Below are 16,092 nucleotides of genomic sequence, written 5' to 3' on the forward strand. Positions count from 1 at the left end.
TCCGAGCGCCGCCCGCCATCCGAAAGGTGTGACCGTGTCGCCGCGTCCTCGACTTGCATCGGTGGCTTTGACGGCCGCCGTCGTTCTCGGTGGAGCGGTGAGCATCGCACCGCCCCGCGCAGCAGCGGAACCGTGCACCGGTCCCAATGCCGGCATGCTGCCGCCGAACGGGGTGCCGTCGAGCGGCGTCATGCGGCCGCCGAACGGCGGCCACCGACCGAGCAATGCGAACGACAAGGCACCGCTGCCGACACTCGGCAAACTGTCACGATCACTGCTGAGCGTCTTCACCCAGGGCACCGTGCAACAGCAGGCTGGAGTGCTACCCGGCACACCTCGCGTGCCACAGCCACCGGTCCAACAACGCGTGGCGCAGCCTGCCCCCGCCGCGGCGCAACCCCAGCCCGGAGCACAACCGGCGCCACCCATCGACGCGGGCACCACGTCACTGGTCGGTTGGGTCACCGGCGACCAGAGCGCCGGCGGCGACACCCTGCAGCGGTTCGGCATCTCCGGCACCGACCTCGGCATCATGTGGGACAACGGCGATCCGGTGAACAACCAGGTGCTGATGATGTTCGGGGACACGTACGGCTACTGCGCCACCCCCAACCAGCAGTGGCGCTACAACACCATGTTGCGCACCAGCGACCGCACGCTGTCGCACGGCGTCCACATCCCGCCCGGCTCGGTGACCAACCCCTATTCGGGCTCCCCCGAGTGGCAGCCGAACCTGGCCAAGCAAACCATCCCCACCATTCGCTGGGCGCCAGTCGAGAAGGGCATCATCCCGACCTCCGGTGTCTCCGTGGGCAAGACGCAATACGCCAGCTTCATGTCGATCAAGAACTGGGATAGCACCGGTCAGTGGACGACGAACTACTCGGCGATCGCCGTCTCCAACGACAACGGCCAGAACTGGGGTGTGTACCCGAGCAGCGTCCGGCCGATGTCGCCGGACAGTGTGTCGCGGGTCGCCTACCTGCCCGGGAACGAGAATTTCCAGCAGGGCGCGTTTCTGAAGGGCAGTGACGGCTACATCTATTCGTACGGAACCCCTTCCGGCCGAAGCGGAAGCGCCTACGTGTCTCGCGTGCCGCAGAACTTGTTGCCGGACATGAGCAAGTACGAGTACTGGAACAACGAGAGCCAGTCGTGGGTGCCCAACAACCCCGCAGCGGCGTCGCCGATCATCCCCGGCCCGGTCGGCGAGATGTCGGTGCAGTACAACACCTACCTCAAGCAGTACCTGGTGATGTACTGCAACAACCTGTCCGATGTGGTTATCCGCACCGCGCCGACACCGCAAGGACCTTGGGGCCCAGAACAATTGGTGGTGTCGTCGCAGCAGTTCCCGGGCGGCGTCTACGCGCCGTACCTGCACCCGTGGTCCAACGGTCGCGATCTGTACTTCACGCTGTCGCTGTGGTCGGCGTATAACGTGATGCTGCTGCACACCGTACTGCCCTGAGCCAGTTCGGCTTTGACGTTCAATCGAGGGTGGCCCAGAACTCGGTGAGGGCGGTGGCGCCCCGCACCGGGTCCTGCAGCATCCACCAGTGTCCCAAGCCGTCGAGCGTCGCGGTGCGCGCGCCCGCCCGTTCCGCTGCGCGGTAACGGATTTCGCCCGAACCGATGTACGGGTCCGCGGTGGCCAGCAGCGCCAACCCCGGCCTGGCACGCAAGTTTTCGATGTCACGCCCGGCTTCCGCCATCGCGGGTTGACGCGCCGACCGGTACAGCGCCAGTATCGCCCGCCCCATCTCCGGCCCCTGGGCGGTGGCGAGGGCCGTGGCAACATCCAGCGGCATCCCGAGAGCGACCATCTGGCCGGCACGGTCCTCCACGGACCCGCCGAGCATGGTGTCGACGAGTTGCTCACCCTCCCCCGGCATCTGCCACACCTGAGCCATGTCGTGCCAGGCGAAGTCCGGGTCGAGTGTCCCGATGACGTCAGTCACCCAGCTGCGGACGAGTTCGGGCCGGTGCATGACGGCGGTCAGCACGTGGCCGCCGCCCCAGTCGTGGCCCACCAGATCAACCGGCTCACCGATGGCCTCCAATTCGGTCTCGAGCCAGTCCCGATAGGCAAGGTAGGTGGCTGGAAAACCGTCAGGCAGCGGCGCGCCGAATCCCGGTGGCGACAACCGCACCACGTCGTCGCGACCGAGCACGTCGACCAGCGGACCCCAGATCGCATCGGTCTCGGGATTGCCATGCACGAGAACAACAGTCATGGCGCCATCCTGGCACTGCGGTGACGGTAGCGTGGCCGGTTGCGACCGGTCATCCCAATCGCGGACCACCGGGCGTCGACCTACGGCACCGGCGGCGGCGTCGCCGCCGGCCCCAGCAGATCGGCGCGGCTGTTCGACGAGGTGCGCCGCCACCGCCCGTACAGCGGCAGCTCACGCAACGACTCTCCACCGACGTCCCACCGTCGAGCGACGAAGCGGATGACGGTCCGCACGTAGCGGTTCGTCTCCGAGTACCAACGCCATTCGTACAGCCGGCCGGCCTGCAGACGGTGAGCGAGCGCCTCGGATTCGACGCCCTGCAGATACGGCCGGACCCAGGTGACCATCACCCACGCCTGCGCTGCGGCGCCGTCAGGAAGCCGGAAGGTCCATTCGATCGGATCGTCGCCGGCAATCATGGTGTGGCGCAACGGCGGTGGTGCCGGATCAGCATCCTGGCCGCCACACAATTGCACCGACACGTTGTGGAAGACGGCCGGCCCACCGACCTCGAACCGCACGGTGTAGCCATCAGCCGCGTCGCGGTCGACGGAGAACGCCGCCAACCCGCCGACGGCGACGTAGCGCGCGAACACCAATCCACTGACGGCCATGACAACGCGGCGGACGGCAAGCAGCACGGTGAACGTCGCGACCGTCAACGCGACGACACCCCACATCAGGTCCACCCGCACAGCGTGTCAGAGCATCAGCGACACGTCACGGCATTAGCGGACGTGCCGCTAATGCTCCGGCTTGGTATTTGCCAATTCGCGGAGAAGAGATAACGACAGGAAGGTCATCGGTCCGACGTCCGCGAACTTGCCACCGACGTTGCCGGCGATGCCGCCCTCAATGGCGAGTTCGCTGATGAGGTCGAGTTTGAGCTGCGGACTGCCCTCGCTGAAGTCGAGGTCGGCCAGATCCACCCACACAATGTTGGGCCGCGTGGTGGATTCATAGACGTACCGCTTGTTGGTCAGGTCCAGCACGACCTGCCAGATGGTCTGCGAGGCGTCCGGTTTGCCGGGGTCCGGGATCCGAAAGGGCTGGGCGGCGTTGCGGATCACCGAGAACATGCTCGCGATTGCTTCGACCTGGCTCGATGGCGTAGGCAGCCGGCCGGCGTAGTAGGTGGCTCGCGCGAACCTGTCGGAGGCCAGCGTGGATCCCGGCAAGGGCTCGGTGCCCCCGAGGCCCTCGAAATTCTTCACCAGCTCGAGCTGCTGATCGTAGGTGGGTGAGTTCGTCATCACCCGAAAGTCCTTGCTGTGGTAGACCTTCGGCTGGCCGTCGACGTACTCGATGATCGCCGAGTCGCCGGTGGCGTCATCGAGCGCCAGATGAATGGTGGGCGGGTCGCCACCGGTGGGGTCAGCCATCTGGACCACCTGCACGTCGGTCTCGGCGATCCACGCGACGGCCTCGGCCACTGTTGCGAAGTTGTCGAGGAAATATTGCAGCCAGATCGCCTGACTCAGCTCGGTCCGGGTGTCATCCGGTGTGCTGTAAGTAGATTCGGCCAACCACAGCACGTGCCCCGCCAGGCCGGCCTCGTTGATGCCGTCCACCGAGATGATGTCGAAGGCAGTCGCGATCACGCTGCCGAACTTGGAGGTCCAGGTCAGCTTGCCCGCGACCCCGTCGTTGCGGGTCACGCCGCGCGGCTGCTTCCACAGGTTGGTCATGAGGTCTCGGTGGAAGTCCATGTTGCGGCCGACCAGGACCGCATCGCCCGCGTCGGGCCAGATGACTCGTGTGCACACCCGAGGAAGCCTAACTTTCCATGCGCTCGCTCCCGCCCGGCCATACTGTCGAGGTGAACAAGTCGTTTGCAGCCGTCGTCGTCGCTGTCACCTTGTCCGCTCCAGTACTGGTGCGGGTTCCCGTGGCCCACGCAGACGCCTACTGCGAACTCGGCAATCTGCTCATCCCACAGGAAGTGCACCATGTGGGCACCTACCGCGCTGCCACGTGCGCGATGGTTGCCGATCTGGTGCTGACCAGTGCCGGTGGCTGCCTCAAAGCCGTGTCGGACTACGTCGTGAGTCGTGGCTACGACCCCTATGTAGGCAAAGACATCGCCCTTCATAACTGCTGAGCACTCGATAGTCAGCAGTGTCCAATGTCCGTTCTCAAACGTGATGTCACATTCTCAAATTCGATGACACACCGATGTCAAAAGTGACAAATTCTTGAGAATTGCGGGACATGCGTGGGCCGCAGCGCGAATGTCGGCGCTCCGTCTTGTGGCGACATCGAAGAGGGCTCGCCCGTCGACGTCGTCGGGCAGGAACCTCGGCGGGGAGGTGATGACCCAGGTCGTCGTGGTGGTTTAGGAGATCGTTGTTCATAGGTGGTTAGGTAGGCGATGACGTGGCGCGCGGGGGAAACCCGTTGGGCCAGTGCGGCATGGGCCATCCCGGCAGCGAGGAAAACTCAGCCGGTGAGAACAGGGTCAGCGATTTCCAGGTGTGCGGCCAGGCACCCCCGGGCGTGGGCTGATCGTTGAGGATCACGAACCGGAGCCCCGCGCGGCGCAGGCAGTAGCCTGCGGCGAGGCCCGCCTGGCCGCCACCGATGACCGCGACGTCGACGTCGACGTCGTCGGGATTCACCCGGTCGCCGCGTCGACGGCGCTGTCGTGGGTGAGTCGGGTGAGGGCAGGGACGCCGATAGGTTCCTCAGCCAGCAGCGGGATGACAGCGTAGCGGTCGGCGTATCGGGTTCGGACCGTGTCGATCTGGCTGATCTCGGTGGCGGCACGTCGTTGCAGCAGCGGGTTGGTGGGGGCGGCGGCGGCAACGGAGTTATTGATGACCCATGCCCACGGGTGGATGCCGGCGCGTTCGAGGTCGTTCTGCAGATCGGCGGCTTCCAACACAGGGGTGGTTTCGGCCAGGGTGATGAGCAGGACTTTGGTCAGGTCCGGGTCTTGGAGGCGCATGAGTGGGGTGGTGTAATGGCCGCTGTCGCCCATCTGGCGGGCGATCTCACGGTGGTATGAGCCGGTGGCGTCCAGGAGCAGCAGGGTGTGTCCGGTGGGGGCGGTGTCCAGGACGACGAAGGTGCTGCGGGATTCGTGGATGACTTTCGAGAAGGCCTGGAAGACAGCGACTTCCTCGGTGCACGGTGAGCGCAGGTCTTCGGCGAGGGTCGCTTTGCCGGCCTCGTCGAGGTGGGCGCCCTTGCTGGCCATGACGCGGTCGCGGTACTGCTGGCTGGCTTCGGCGGGGTCGATGCGGGAGACCCGTAGGTGCTCGACCCCGCCCTGGAGGGTTTCGGTGAGGTGGGCGGCGGGGTCGGTGGTGCTCAGGTGGACGTCGTGGCCGCGTTCGGCCAGCGCGACCGCGATCGCGGCGGCGACGGTGGTCTTACCGACACCGCCCTTGCCCATGCACATCACCAATCCCTTTCCGCTGCGCTCGATCTCATCGACGAGATCACGCAGGGGTGCGACCGCGACGGCGTGCGGGGTGGCCGCAGCGGTGTCGGCAGAGCTGGCAACGAGGGCGGTGTCGAACAGGGTGTGCAGGGCATCGAGGCCGACCATGTTGTCGGCTTTGAGGTCGATGATGTCGCGCGGCAGTGCGCGCAGGGCGACGGGCATGTCGGCCAGGGCGGCCTGCTCGCGGCGGTATACCGCACTGGCCAGCGGGTCGGTGTCATCGGCGGGTTGGGGCATGACGGCGTTGACCACCACGTTTTGGCGGTTCATCCCGAGGGCGGCCAGTTCCCCATGGGTGCGGTCGATTTCACGCAGCGCCGAGCGCGTCGGCCGGGTGACCAGGACCACTCGGGTGCGCTGCGGGTCGGCCAAGGCGGCCACGGCGGCGGCGTAGGTGCTCTTCTGCTTTTCGAGTCCGGCCAGCGGGCCCAGGCAGGAGGCGTCGCCCTTGCCGTTTTGCAGGAATTCTGTCCAGTTTCCGGGCAGTTGCAGCAGGCGGATGGTGTGTCCGGTGGGGGCGGTGTCGAACAGGATGTGGTCGAAGTCGCCGACGGACCTGTCGGTGTCGGTGAGCAGGGCGGTGAACTCGTCGAAGGAGGCCACCTCGGTGGTGCATGAGCCGGAGAGCTGTTCGGTGATGGCGGCGATCTCGGCCTCGGGGAGTAGTCCGCGCACTGGGCCGACGATGCGTTCGCGGTAGTCCGCGGCGGCCGCTTCGGGGTCGATCTCCAGCGCGGAAACACCGGCCACGGCGGGGATGGCGGTGATGCGGTTGCCGATGCTGACCCCGAAGACCTGCCCGACGTTGGAGGCCGGGTCGGTGGAAACCAGCAGCACCTTCTTGCCCGCGCTCACCAGCGCCAGCGCCGCCGCGCACGCGATGGACGTTTTGCCGACCCCGCCTTTGCCGGTGAAGAACAGAAAGCGCGGCGGGTCGGTGAGAAACGTCATCACGGCGGGATTCCCTTCGGGGTTGTTGATGGGTGAGCGCGGAACGACTTAGAGGGCGTCGGCGATTTCCTTGAGCAGGGCGACTTTGCCCTTGGCTCCGACGATCCGGGTGAGCGGCTTGCCGGCCTTGAACAGGATCAGCGTCGGGATGGAGACGACCTGGAATTCGCGGGCGCGGGCGGGGTTGGTGTCGACGTCGATCTTGGCCACCGTCAACGTCCCGGCCTTGTCTTTGGCGATCTCTTCGAGCACGGGGGCGACCATCTTGCACGGTCCGCACCAGGGTGCCCAGAAGTCCACCAGGACAGGGGTTGTGCTGTCCAGGACATCGGCGGTGAAGGTGTCGTCGGTGACGGTCAGCGGGGTGGTGTGGGCGCTCATGGTTGTGCTCCGATCATCTCGGTGGTGGCGGTGTCGTGGAGTTCGGTCAGCCAGCGTTCGGCGTCGATCGCGGCTGCACAGCCGCTGCCGGCGGCGGTGATGGCCTGGCGGTAGGTGCGGTCGACAAGATCGCCCGCGGCGAAGACGCCGGGCACTGAGGTGGCGGTGGTGCGTCCCTGGACCTGGACGTAGCCCTCGACGTCGACCTCGACACTGTCGCGGACCAGTTCCGAGCGGGGATCGTGCCCGACCGCAATGAAAACTCCGGTGACCGGCAGGGTGGTGTTCTCTCCGGTGAGGACGTTGTGGACCCGCAGGCCGATCACCGTGGTATCGCCGTCGACGGCGATCACGGTGGTGTTGGTCAGGAAGGTGATCTTGTCATTGGCGCGGGCCCGTTCCAGCATGATCTTGGAGGCGCGGAATTCCGCGCGGCGGTGGACCAGAGTGACGCTGCGGGCAAACCGGGTCAGGAAGGTGGCTTCCTCCATGGCAGAGTCACCGCCGCCGATCACGGCGATGTCCTGGTCCTTGAAGAAGAAGCCGTCGCAGGTCGCACAGGCGCTCACCCCGCGGCCGAGCAGTTCCTGCTCACCGGGCACACCAAGGTAGCGGGCGGCTGCCCCCATCGCCAGGATGACCGCGCGGGCCCGGTGGGTCTCCCCGCCGGCGGTGACGATCGTCTTCACCGGTCCGGCCAAATCGACAGACTCGACGTCGTCCATCTGCAGGTCGGAGCCGAAGCGCAGGGCCTGCTCGCGCATCTCCTCCATCAGTTCCGGGCCCTGGATCCCGTTGCGGAAGCCGGGGTAGTTCTCCACCTCGGTGGTCGTCATCAAGGCACCCCCGAACGAGGTGCCCTCGAACACAAGGGGATTCAGTTCGGCGCGGGCGGTGTAGATCGCCGCGGTATAGCCGGCAGGGCCGGATCCGATGATGATGACGTCATGCACAGGCTCGGTGCTCATGGACGGGTCTTTCTTCGTCGCTGTCGGGGATGCTGGGGCTGGTTAGCAGCAGCTCGAGGCGCCGCCACCGCAGCAGCCGCCCCCGGAATCGGCGGCGGTGATGCCCAACTCGCCGCCGGCGGGTGCCGGCGCGGTGTCCTGCAGTCCGGCCCAGGTGCTCAACTGGTCGCGGTCGGGGTAACGGCCGGTCATGGCGGTGACGCCGTCGACGAGGACCAGCGGCAGTCCGGCCGAGCCGGAAACCTGCAGGAAGGCCTTGACGGCGTCGTTGTGAGCGAAGGCCTGCGGGTCGTTGGCCAGGTTGTGGCGGGTGATCGTCGCACCCTGCTCCCGCAGCCAGGCCATGTCGGCGGTGAAGGTGACCAGGTCCTGATCGACGTCCTGCCCGCACACCCCGGTGTTGCAGCAGAGGGCGGGTTCGAATACCTCGATCTTGCTCATCGGATCTCCTTATCGGGTTGGAACACTGGCTGATTCAGCTCGTGGGCGAGGCGCTTCACGCGGGCGGCGATGTCGTCGCGGATCAATCGCATCCGCTCGATCCCGTCGATCCCCCGCTCGGAGGGCTCGTCGGTGTCCCAGGTCTCGAACCGCGTCCCGGCCACCGGCTCGACGCGGGCCTGGCGGCCCAGGACGACAACCACATCGACGTCGCGCACAAGTTCAGGGTCGATCGGCTTGGGATGCTCGCCGCTCATGTCGGCACCCACCTCCCGCAGCGACTCGACCGACAGCGCATTGACGGCCGTTCCCGGATCCGTACCGGCCGAATACACCTCGATCCGATCACCGGCCAGTTGGCGCATCAGCCCGGCGGCCATCTGGGACTTGCCGCTGTTGGACTTGCAGACGAACAGGACCTTCGGTGTGCTCATGCGCCCGCAGCGGGTGCCCCGGCGGGCAGCAACTCGGCGACCAGTGCCTGCACGCGGGTTTGGATCTCGTCACGAATGGGGCGCACCGCCTCGACTCCCTTGCCTGCGGGATCTTCCAGTTCCCAGTTGCGGTAGCTGATTCCGGGGAAGATCGGGCAGGCGTCGCCGCAGCCCATCGTGATCACCACATCGGAGGCTTCGACCGCCTCGTGGGTCAGCAGTTTCGGGGTTTGATCGGAGATGTCGATCCCGACTTCGGCCATCGCCTCCACCGCGGCGGGGTTCACCCGTTCGCTCGGTTCGCTGCCCGCCGAGCGCACCACGATGGCCCCGCCGCCCAGTGAGCGCAGGAAGCCGGCGGCCATCTGGGAACGGCCGGCATTGTGGATGCACACGAACAACACACTGGGTTGAGATGCCATCGGAGTGTTGACCTTTCAGAAGTGGGGTGGGTACGTGGGGAGTCAGGGTGACGGCGACGGCGTCACCGCGGCGGAGGGGAAGCGTTTGCGCAGTGCCAGGGATACATAGACCAGGGCGACGAGGACGGGCACTTCGATCAGCGGTCCGACCACGCCCGCCAGGGCTTGTCCGGAGGTGGCGCCGAAGGTGGCGATCGCGACGGCGATGGCGAGCTCGAAGTTGTTTCCTGCCGCGGTGAACGCCAAGGTGGTGGTGCGCTCGTAGCCGAGGTCGAGCACTCTGCCCAGCAGGTAGCCACCGCCCCACATGATCGCGAAGTACGCGAGCAGGGGCAGGGCGATGCGCGCCACGTCCCAAGGGTGAGTGGTGATCTGATGGCCTTGCAGTGCAAAGAGAATCACGATCGTGAACAGCAAGCCGTAGAGCGCCCACGGGCCGATCTTGGGCAGGAAGGCGCTCTCGTACCAGAGGCGGCCCTTTGTCTTCTCCCCGATCCGTCGCGACAGGTAGCCGGCCACCAGAGGGATCCCCAGGAAGATCAGCACCGATTTGGCGATCTGCCACGGTGAGGTGGAGATTCCGGTCTGGGGCAGGCCCAGCCAGCCGGGCAGCACCGACAGGTAGAACCAACCCAGCACCGCGAACATGATCACCTGGAAGATCGAGTTCAACGCGACGAGCACAGCGGCGGCTTCGCGGTCCCCGCAGGCCAGGTCGTTCCAGATGATCACCATGGCGATACAGCGGGCCAACCCGACGATGATCAGCCCGGTGCGGTATTCGGGCAGATCGGGCAGCAGCAGCCAGGCCAGGGCGAACATCAACGCCGGACCCAGCACCCAGTTCAGCACCAGCGACGAGATCATCAGCTTGCGGTCGCCGGTGACGGTGTCGAGGCGGTCGTACCGCACCTTGGCCAGGACCGGATACATCATGATCAACAGACCCAGGGCGATGGGCAGCGAAATGCCGTCCACCTGAACCTTTTCCAGCGCCGTATTCAAACCCGGTATCCACCGGCCCAGCAGCAGGCCGGCAACCATCGCCGCGCCGATCCAGAGCGGCAGGAACCGGTCGAGGGTGGAGAGCTTGCCGACGACCGGAGCGGCGGACGATGTGGTGGTGTCGGTCATGCCGGCACCCCCGCCGCTGCGATGGCGGGCGAAGTGCCCAGCAGCACCGCCAGGCTGGCCAGCGCGTCGGGCACCACCGCGTAATACACCCACGACGCCCGGCGCTGCGACGTGAGCAGCCCGGCGTCGCGCAACACCCGGAGGTGATGACTGACGGTCGGTTGGGAGACCTCCACACCGGCGGAGATGTCGCAGACGCAGGCCTCGCCGCCGGCGTGGCTGGCGATCGCCGAAAACAGTTGCAGGCGAACCGGATCGGCCAAGGCCTTCAACTTGACCGCCATGTCCGCGGCTGCGGCGGCCGAAAGGGGTTCACCGAGCAGCGCCCCGGGCGGACAACACACCTGGTCACCCGAATCCAACGATTTCGACACACATCAATATTGATGGATATCGAATCGGCCGTCAAGTGAACAACCGCCGAACATCGGTGACTGCGGCCCGCGTGGGCGGAAATGGCAAGGGGCCCACCATCGCGATGTTGGCGGGCCCCGCGTGCCGCGGCAGACGTCGGCGTCAGCAGCAGGACGTCGCCTCAGGCGCCGGGGCCTGTGCGGCGGCCGCGGCAGCGGTCCCGCCACAGGCGTGTCACATTCCTGGTCGTTGAGCTGGGCAGATGACGACGTTCTCACTCGATGTCACGCGCAGAACTGACATCCAAGCTGGTCCAGACGCTTCCGGATCAGGTGTTGATCAAATGGCAATGGCTGCGGCCACCGAAGGTGTCGCGAAAGCGCCGAAGCGCACAAGCACTAGGCCCAGCGGTTCGCAAGCAACTTGAAACTCGGCATGTCCTCCAGAGACACCAGCGCCTCATAGATCCGCTGATACCCGGTGCTGGCGATCCGCCAAGCACCGTCCTCATCCTTGCGATAGGTATCCGAGTAATAACCCGAGCCGCGGATCATCGCGTGACCCGGCACGATCACAGTGTCCTCGAACACCCACGAACCGTGCGCGGTCGTTTCGGAGTCAATCTCAATCTCGGGGTGGCTGGCGATGTGCGTTGTGATGATTCCGTTGTCGAGGTTGGTCCGCATGAAGTCGACGACGGCGTCTCGTCCCTCGTAGTGCACCGGTTCTCCCATGGCATGCGTGCCATAGCGGGTCACCACATCTGAAGCGAGACAATCGCCGAAGCCATCCCACTCCTTGAGGTCCAAGGTCCGGAAGTACCGGTATTTGAGTTGACGAATGTCTTCGATTGCCGCCGAGCTGCCCATCTTCGCGAAATTAGAACACGTTCCAGTTCTTGTCAATGGTTCGAAGCACCCGTGGGACTGACGGAGGCGCTGGTCAAGAGTGACGGCGCAGCGCAAGGGTCTGACGTCGCGCAAAGAAAGCAGCTGCCCGGCCGGCGTATCGCCTGCCCCTCTGACCAAATTAACCCTTTGTCCCGCAATTCATTTCATTCTCGGCGAAGCAAGCGGGGCCGACTTACCATCGATGTCATGGCACAAAAATTCGCGTCAGCTGACAAAGTCGACCTACCGGAGTTGGTCGACTTTGTCCGAAACAGACACAACATGATCTTGACGACGTTTCGCGCGGACGGGTCGCTGCACAGCTCGCCCGTCACTGGCGGTTTGGACGCATCTGGCCGAGTGGTCATCGCGAGCTATCCACAACGAGCCAAGTGTGTGAACATTCGCCGCCGACCCACTGCCAGCGTGCTCGTTCTCTCGGACGAATTCAATGGAGCCTACGTACAGATCGATGGAGACGCTGAAGTCATCGATCTTCCCGATGCCATCGAGTTGCTCGTCGACTATTACCGCACGATCGCTGGCGAGCATCCGAATTGGCACGAGTACCGGCAGGCGATGGTCGACCAGGGAAAGTGCTTGATTCGGCTGACGCCACGCCGATGGGGACCGCTGGCGACGGGCGGTTTCCCGCCAGCTCCCTGACCGCTGTTCTCGCCGTGAATGTTCGTTCAACGTCCGGCAACATCTGGCCAGCTGAGGTCGCGCCTTGCCCGAAGAACGCACATACCCGAGATGTTGACTGGAAGGAAACAGGCCAGGCCCCGTGGGGCCTGGCCTGTTGCTATTCCGGTGGAGCTGCCGGGAATTGAACCCGGGTCCTACGGCATTCCCTCAAGACTTCTCCGTGCGCAGTTCGCTATGCCTCTACTTGGATCTCCCGGTCACGCGAACAAGCCGAGATGACGATCCCAGTCGCTGTTTGATGTCCCCACGGGCCCCGCGACCGGCCCCGTGGGTGGGTCCCTCTAGTCGATGCCAGGGTCCGGGCCGAGGGCGTTCCCGGTCTGACAGACACGCGGTCGCTACTTAGGCAGCGAGGGCGTAGTCGCGCTGATGAGAATCGGCGCTTAATTGGTTACAACGACGCTTACGGTGGTCTCTTGCCTGCACCGGCACGCTTCCCTTGATTCGATGCGCGAAGTCGAAACCGTTCAGCCCCTCGCACCCCCGCCGACTTTCGGCAGGACACTTCATCATACGAGATCGTTCAGACCAACTCCACCGTGTTGTCGGTCACGCTCACCACCAGGTCAGATGACGTAACCCAGGTTCTCGACGATGCGTCGCCCAACTTCGGCGTCACCCTCGAACTCGATACCCACCGGCCGCACCGCACCCAGCGGGCGCCCGCCGCACAGCCGCGTGAACTGCCAGCCGTCCATCCGGATCACCGTCGTCGGCTCGGCCCCGCCGAAGTCGGGCACGACCGCGGCGCGGCCGTCGACTGCGACCCGGATGGTGCGCGCCATGGGCCCGGTCAGCTCGATCGCGACCCGCGATCCATCGGGCGCTCCCCCGCGCTTGGCGACGACGAATCCCATCATGGTCTCGATCTCGTCGAGCGACAGCCCTGCTTCCGGCTTCTGCAACGCCGCATCGGATGCCGGACGGGCGACGGACTCACGGATGTCCTGTTCGTGCATCCACGAGTCGAACGTCCGGATCCGCATGAATCGGCCAAGACTGTCCTGGCCGGCCGGGGTCATCGTCGGGGTGTTCCACTCCTCGTCCGACATCGCGGTCAGCGTGGCCTTCCGGTCACCCGTCACGGCGCGGAACTTCTCCAACAGCTCGGCGCTCGACAACGCACCCATCGAGCGGGTCCAGCATTCGTTCATCACGCCGATGGGGTTGTGCACGTGGTCCAGCTCGGAGAAATCGGTGTCGGCCTCGGGCACCGGCTCGCCCTTGAGCATCAACTCGGTGCCGATGATGTGCGCGACGACATCCCGGACATGCCAGCCGGGCAACTCGGTCTGTGTCGTCAGCAGTTCTGCCTCGGAGATGGTGGACAACAGTTTGTCCAGGTCGTCCCACACCCCGAAGAGAGCGGGCAGTACGTCGGACTTCTCCAGAACGGTGACGGGTCGCGTTGAGCTGCTCACCGGCTGACGGTACGACGACCGCACCGCCGCGGACAGCGAATTGCCCGACGTGTCCCAACCAATGGTCATGCGACGATGGCCGCATGGGGGACGACCGGGCCGAGGCGCAACGACTGCGGGACATCACGGTGATCCGTAAGGTGCGGGACCGGATCGACCGGGAGTACGCCAAGCCGCTGAATGTCGAAGATCTGGCCCGTGGCGCGCACATGTCGGCCGGCCACCTCAGCCGCGAATTCAAGCGCATCTACGGTGAGTCGCCCTACTCATACCTGATGACGCGACGCATCGAACGGGCCATGACGCTGCTGCGGCGCGGTGACCTCAGCGTGACGGATGTGTGCTTCGCCGTTGGCTTTTCCTCGCTGGGCACGTTCAGCACGCGATTCACCGAGCTGGTCGGGGTGGCGCCCAGCGTGTATCGCCGAGACCATTCGCAGGCGGCCAACGGCATTCCCGCTTGCCTGGCGCGGCAGGTCACCAGACCGATCAGGAATCAAGAAGCACCGCCACACTGACCGGCACTAGCGTTGCGGGCATGGACATCTCCATTCACTACGCATTCCTGCCCCACACCGACGCCGAGGCCGCGCTGAAGTTCTACCGCGACGACCTCGGCTTCGAGGTGCGCAAAGACGTTGGCTACCAAGACATGCGATGGATCACCGTCGGCCCGCCCGGGCAGCCCGGCACATCGATCGTGCTGCACCCGCCCGCTGCGGACCCCGGCATCACCGACGACGAACGCCGCACCATCCTGGAACTGATCGCCAAGGGTTCGTACGGCGCCGCCCTCACGCTGGCCACCGATGATCTCGACGCGCTGTTCGGCCGCTTGGAGGCCGCCGGCGCCGACGTCCTGCAAGAACCCACCGACCAGGATTACGGCGTGCGCGACTGCGCTTTTCGCGATCCGACCGGCAACCTGATCCGGATCAACCAGCTGTAGCCGGGCCGGCTACCCGGCGGCGATCATCGCGACCGAGCCCAATGCCAACGCCATGCCGACGGCCTGCCAGGCCCGCACACGTTCTTTGAGCACCACCATCGCCAGCGCGACAGTCGCCGCCGGATAGAGGGAGATCAACACGCTCGCCAACGACAGCATCGCGGCCTGCAGCGCCAGTAGCATTCCCACGTTCGCGATGACGTCGAGCGCCGCCGCGATCAAGGCGAGCTTCAGCGGAAATGCGCGCGGCAGAGCGAAATTACGGGTCGCCAACGCGGCGACCATCACCACCGCGGTGGCCGCGAACCGGGCGAACACCAACGGCCAGAGCTTCGCGTCGTGCGGCACCTGATGGATCACGGCGAAGCTGAGCCCGAACGTCAATCCCGAGCCGACGGTCAGCCAGGCGACCTTGGCGGTGAAACGGTGCGGCGTCTCGTCCTCATCGGTGGCCTGCGCACTCACCAGCGCTACCGCGACCAACGCCAGCGCGATTCCGGCGATCGCCACCCCGCTGGGCCGCTCTCCCATCGCGACCCCGACGACGATCGGTCCCCCAGACACCAGGATCGCGGTCAGCGGTGAGACGACCGATATCGGTCCGGAGCCCAGCGCCGCATAAAACCACCAGATCCCGAACGCCTGCAGGACGCCGCACAACACGCCCCAGGTCACCGCACTCGACGAAACCTGGCCGCCGACAACGCACGCGATCACCGTCAGCAACACGCCGGCCACGGGATATGACACCAGCACAACCCGCAGCGCCGCCACGCGCCGTGCCGCGATACCGCCGACGAAATCGCTGATGCCATAGCCCAGCGCCGACAACAGCGCGAGCAGTACCCCGGTCAGGTCCTGCCCTTGAGGCGTCGACCCATCTCGCGGGTGATCTCGCGCTGTGCGTCGCGCTTGGCGATGTCCTGGCGCTTGTCGTGCGCTTCTTTACCGCGGGCCAACGCCAACTCGACCTTGACGCGGCCATCGGAGAAGTAGAGCTTCAACGGCACCAGGGTGTAGTTACCGTCCCGCAGCTTGCCGACCAACATGTCGATCTGACGCCGGTGCAGCAACAACTTTCGGTTGCGGCGCGGTGCGTGGTTGGTCCAGGTGCCGTGGTGGTACTCGGCGATGTGGAGGTTACGCAACCACACCTCGCCGTCGTCGACGGTGGCGAACGCGTCGGCCAACGACGCCAGGCCCTCCCGCAGGCTCTTCACCTCGGTACCGACCAGAGCGATACCCGCCTCATAGGTGTCGATGATCGAATAGTTGTGTCGCGCTTTGCGGTTGGTGGCGACGACGGCGTTGTTGCCCGACTTGTCCTTGTCGGCGTTGTTCTTCTTCGCCATCG

The 16,092-nt window shown here is 65.6% G+C and carries 20 protein-coding genes, 1 other RNA gene and 1 pseudogene; 5 read left to right on the forward strand and 17 right to left on the reverse strand.

Going from position 1 to position 16,092, the window contains the following annotated elements; genetic code table 11:
• The first annotated feature begins 34 nt into the window (after positions 1-34).
• Positions 35-1,471, forward strand: a complete 1,437-nt coding sequence (locus ACX12F_RS18925; protein ID WP_459366029.1) for a glycoside hydrolase family 183 protein — start codon at positions 35-37, stop codon at positions 1,469-1,471.
• Positions 1,472-1,490: 19 nt separating this feature from the next.
• Here the strand turns inward: ACX12F_RS18925 and ACX12F_RS18930 are convergent, their stop codons facing one another.
• From ACX12F_RS18930 to ACX12F_RS18940, 3 genes are all read right to left on the reverse strand, one after another.
• Entirely contained in the window at positions 1,491-2,237 is a 747-nt protein-coding gene (locus ACX12F_RS18930) for an alpha/beta fold hydrolase (RefSeq protein WP_459366030.1), read from the reverse strand.
• Positions 2,238-2,317: 80 nt separating this feature from the next.
• Positions 2,318-2,926 (reverse strand): hypothetical protein, encoded by a 609-nt coding sequence (locus ACX12F_RS18935; protein ID WP_459366031.1) that lies wholly within the window; start codon positions 2,924-2,926, stop codon positions 2,318-2,320.
• A 54-nt stretch (positions 2,927-2,980) separates the two neighbouring features.
• Positions 2,981-4,003: a bile salt hydrolase gene (locus ACX12F_RS18940; protein WP_459366032.1), complete on the reverse strand. Its 1,023-nt coding sequence runs from the start codon at positions 4,001-4,003 to the stop codon at positions 2,981-2,983.
• A 53-nt stretch (positions 4,004-4,056) separates the two neighbouring features.
• Between ACX12F_RS18940 and ACX12F_RS18945 the strand changes: the two genes are divergently transcribed.
• Positions 4,057-4,338 carry a hypothetical protein gene (locus ACX12F_RS18945; protein ID WP_459366033.1) on the forward strand — a complete coding sequence of 94 codons (282 nt, stop codon included), beginning with the start codon at positions 4,057-4,059 and terminating at the stop codon, positions 4,336-4,338.
• Between the two features lie 218 nt (positions 4,339-4,556).
• Here ACX12F_RS18945 and ACX12F_RS18950 read toward each other — a convergent pair.
• The 10 genes and pseudogenes from ACX12F_RS18950 to ACX12F_RS18995 form a co-directional block, all read right to left on the reverse strand.
• Positions 4,557-4,855, reverse strand: a pseudogene (locus ACX12F_RS18950) (FAD-dependent oxidoreductase); the annotation flags it as partial.
• Positions 4,852-6,636, reverse strand: coding sequence for an arsenical pump-driving ATPase (arsA, locus tag ACX12F_RS18955; protein WP_459366034.1), 1,785 nt, complete (start codon positions 6,634-6,636; stop codon positions 4,852-4,854). The gene arsA and the pseudogene ACX12F_RS18950, both read right to left, overlap by 4 nt.
• Before the next feature lie 48 nt (positions 6,637-6,684).
• The gene (trxA, locus tag ACX12F_RS18960; protein ID WP_459366035.1) at positions 6,685-7,017 is read right to left on the reverse strand and encodes a thioredoxin; all 333 of its coding nucleotides are present in this window, start codon (positions 7,015-7,017) and stop codon (positions 6,685-6,687) included.
• The gene (gene trxB / locus ACX12F_RS18965) at positions 7,014-7,985 is read right to left on the reverse strand and encodes a thioredoxin-disulfide reductase (protein WP_459366036.1); all 972 of its coding nucleotides are present in this window, start codon (positions 7,983-7,985) and stop codon (positions 7,014-7,016) included. The genes trxA and trxB overlap by 4 nt, the downstream gene beginning before the upstream one ends.
• A 42-nt stretch (positions 7,986-8,027) precedes the next feature.
• Entirely contained in the window at positions 8,028-8,426 is a 399-nt protein-coding gene (arsD, locus tag ACX12F_RS18970; RefSeq protein WP_459366037.1) for an arsenite efflux transporter metallochaperone ArsD, read from the reverse strand.
• Positions 8,423-8,860, reverse strand: coding sequence for an arsenate-mycothiol transferase ArsC (locus ACX12F_RS18975; protein ID WP_459366038.1), 438 nt, complete (start codon positions 8,858-8,860; stop codon positions 8,423-8,425). The genes arsD and ACX12F_RS18975 overlap by 4 nt, the downstream gene beginning before the upstream one ends.
• On the reverse strand, positions 8,857-9,282 hold the full coding sequence (locus ACX12F_RS18980; RefSeq protein WP_459366039.1) for an arsenate reductase ArsC: 426 nt from the start codon (positions 9,280-9,282) through the stop codon (positions 8,857-8,859). Before ACX12F_RS18980 ends, ACX12F_RS18975 begins: the two co-directional genes overlap by 4 nt.
• Positions 9,283-9,324: 42 nt before the next feature.
• Positions 9,325-10,416, reverse strand: coding sequence for an ACR3 family arsenite efflux transporter (gene arsB / locus ACX12F_RS18985; RefSeq protein ID WP_459366040.1), 1,092 nt, complete (start codon positions 10,414-10,416; stop codon positions 9,325-9,327).
• Positions 10,413-10,790 (reverse strand): metalloregulator ArsR/SmtB family transcription factor, encoded by a 378-nt coding sequence (locus ACX12F_RS18990; RefSeq protein ID WP_459366041.1) that lies wholly within the window; start codon positions 10,788-10,790, stop codon positions 10,413-10,415. The genes arsB and ACX12F_RS18990 overlap by 4 nt, the downstream gene beginning before the upstream one ends.
• A 378-nt stretch (positions 10,791-11,168) precedes the next feature.
• Positions 11,169-11,639 carry a nuclear transport factor 2 family protein gene (locus ACX12F_RS18995; protein ID WP_459366042.1) on the reverse strand — a complete coding sequence of 157 codons (471 nt, stop codon included), beginning with the start codon at positions 11,637-11,639 and terminating at the stop codon, positions 11,169-11,171.
• A 228-nt stretch (positions 11,640-11,867) separates the two neighbouring features.
• Here ACX12F_RS18995 and ACX12F_RS19000 point away from each other — a divergent pair, with 228 nt between their 5' ends.
• A complete protein-coding gene (locus tag ACX12F_RS19000) occupies positions 11,868-12,326 on the forward strand; it encodes a PPOX class F420-dependent oxidoreductase (RefSeq protein WP_459366043.1) in 459 nt (152 codons plus the stop codon).
• A 145-nt stretch (positions 12,327-12,471) separates the two neighbouring features.
• On the opposite strand, the gene ssrA is transcribed toward ACX12F_RS19000, so the two are convergent.
• Both ssrA and ACX12F_RS19010 read right to left on the reverse strand, forming a co-directional pair.
• Positions 12,472-12,843, reverse strand: a transfer-messenger RNA (tmRNA) gene (gene ssrA, locus ACX12F_RS19005).
• Between the two features lie 91 nt (positions 12,844-12,934).
• Entirely contained in the window at positions 12,935-13,789 is an 855-nt protein-coding gene (locus tag ACX12F_RS19010) for a maleylpyruvate isomerase family mycothiol-dependent enzyme (RefSeq protein WP_459370426.1), read from the reverse strand.
• An 83-nt stretch (positions 13,790-13,872) separates the two neighbouring features.
• Between ACX12F_RS19010 and ACX12F_RS19015 the strand changes: the two genes are divergently transcribed.
• Positions 13,873-14,307 (forward strand): helix-turn-helix transcriptional regulator, encoded by a 435-nt coding sequence (locus ACX12F_RS19015; RefSeq protein WP_459366044.1) that lies wholly within the window; start codon positions 13,873-13,875, stop codon positions 14,305-14,307.
• Positions 14,308-14,327: 20 nt separating this feature from the next.
• Positions 14,328-14,738: a VOC family protein gene (locus tag ACX12F_RS19020; protein WP_459366045.1), complete on the forward strand. Its 411-nt coding sequence runs from the start codon at positions 14,328-14,330 to the stop codon at positions 14,736-14,738.
• 9 nt (positions 14,739-14,747) lie between these two features.
• Here the strand turns inward: ACX12F_RS19020 and ACX12F_RS19025 are convergent, their stop codons facing one another.
• Both ACX12F_RS19025 and smpB read right to left on the reverse strand, forming a co-directional pair.
• Positions 14,748-15,569, reverse strand: a complete 822-nt coding sequence (locus ACX12F_RS19025) for an EamA family transporter (protein WP_459366046.1) — start codon at positions 15,567-15,569, stop codon at positions 14,748-14,750.
• A 20-nt stretch (positions 15,570-15,589) separates the two neighbouring features.
• Positions 15,590-16,090: an SsrA-binding protein SmpB gene (smpB, locus tag ACX12F_RS19030; RefSeq protein WP_459366047.1), complete on the reverse strand. Its 501-nt coding sequence runs from the start codon at positions 16,088-16,090 to the stop codon at positions 15,590-15,592.
• Positions 16,091-16,092 lie beyond the last annotated feature (2 nt).

This window comes from Mycolicibacterium sp. HS_4_1, from assembly GCF_054515875.1.

Coding starts and splice junctions, on each gene's coding strand:
- ACX12F_RS18930 (WP_459366030.1), bottom strand. CDS start 2,237: ATGACTGTTGTTCTCGTGCATGGCAATCCCGAGACCGATGCGATCTGG.
- arsA (WP_459366034.1), bottom strand. CDS start 6,636: ATGACGTTTCTCACCGACCCGCCGCGCTTTCTGTTCTTCACCGGCAAA.
- trxA (WP_459366035.1), bottom strand. CDS start 7,017: ATGAGCGCCCACACCACCCCGCTGACCGTCACCGACGACACCTTCACC.
- trxB (WP_459366036.1), bottom strand. CDS start 7,985: ATGAGCACCGAGCCTGTGCATGACGTCATCATCATCGGATCCGGCCCT.
- arsD (WP_459366037.1), bottom strand. CDS start 8,426: ATGAGCAAGATCGAGGTATTCGAACCCGCCCTCTGCTGCAACACCGGG.
- ACX12F_RS18975 (WP_459366038.1), bottom strand. CDS start 8,860: ATGAGCACACCGAAGGTCCTGTTCGTCTGCAAGTCCAACAGCGGCAAG.
- ACX12F_RS18980 (WP_459366039.1), bottom strand. CDS start 9,282: ATGGCATCTCAACCCAGTGTGTTGTTCGTGTGCATCCACAATGCCGGC.
- arsB (WP_459366040.1), bottom strand. CDS start 10,416: ATGACCGACACCACCACATCGTCCGCCGCTCCGGTCGTCGGCAAGCTC.
- ACX12F_RS18995 (WP_459366042.1), bottom strand. CDS start 11,639: ATGGGCAGCTCGGCGGCAATCGAAGACATTCGTCAACTCAAATACCGG.
- ACX12F_RS19000 (WP_459366043.1), top strand. CDS start 11,868: ATGGCACAAAAATTCGCGTCAGCTGACAAAGTCGACCTACCGGAGTTG.
- ACX12F_RS19015 (WP_459366044.1), top strand. CDS start 13,873: ATGGGGGACGACCGGGCCGAGGCGCAACGACTGCGGGACATCACGGTG.
- ACX12F_RS19020 (WP_459366045.1), top strand. CDS start 14,328: ATGGACATCTCCATTCACTACGCATTCCTGCCCCACACCGACGCCGAG.
- smpB (WP_459366047.1), bottom strand. CDS start 16,090: ATGGCGAAGAAGAACAACGCCGACAAGGACAAGTCGGGCAACAACGCC.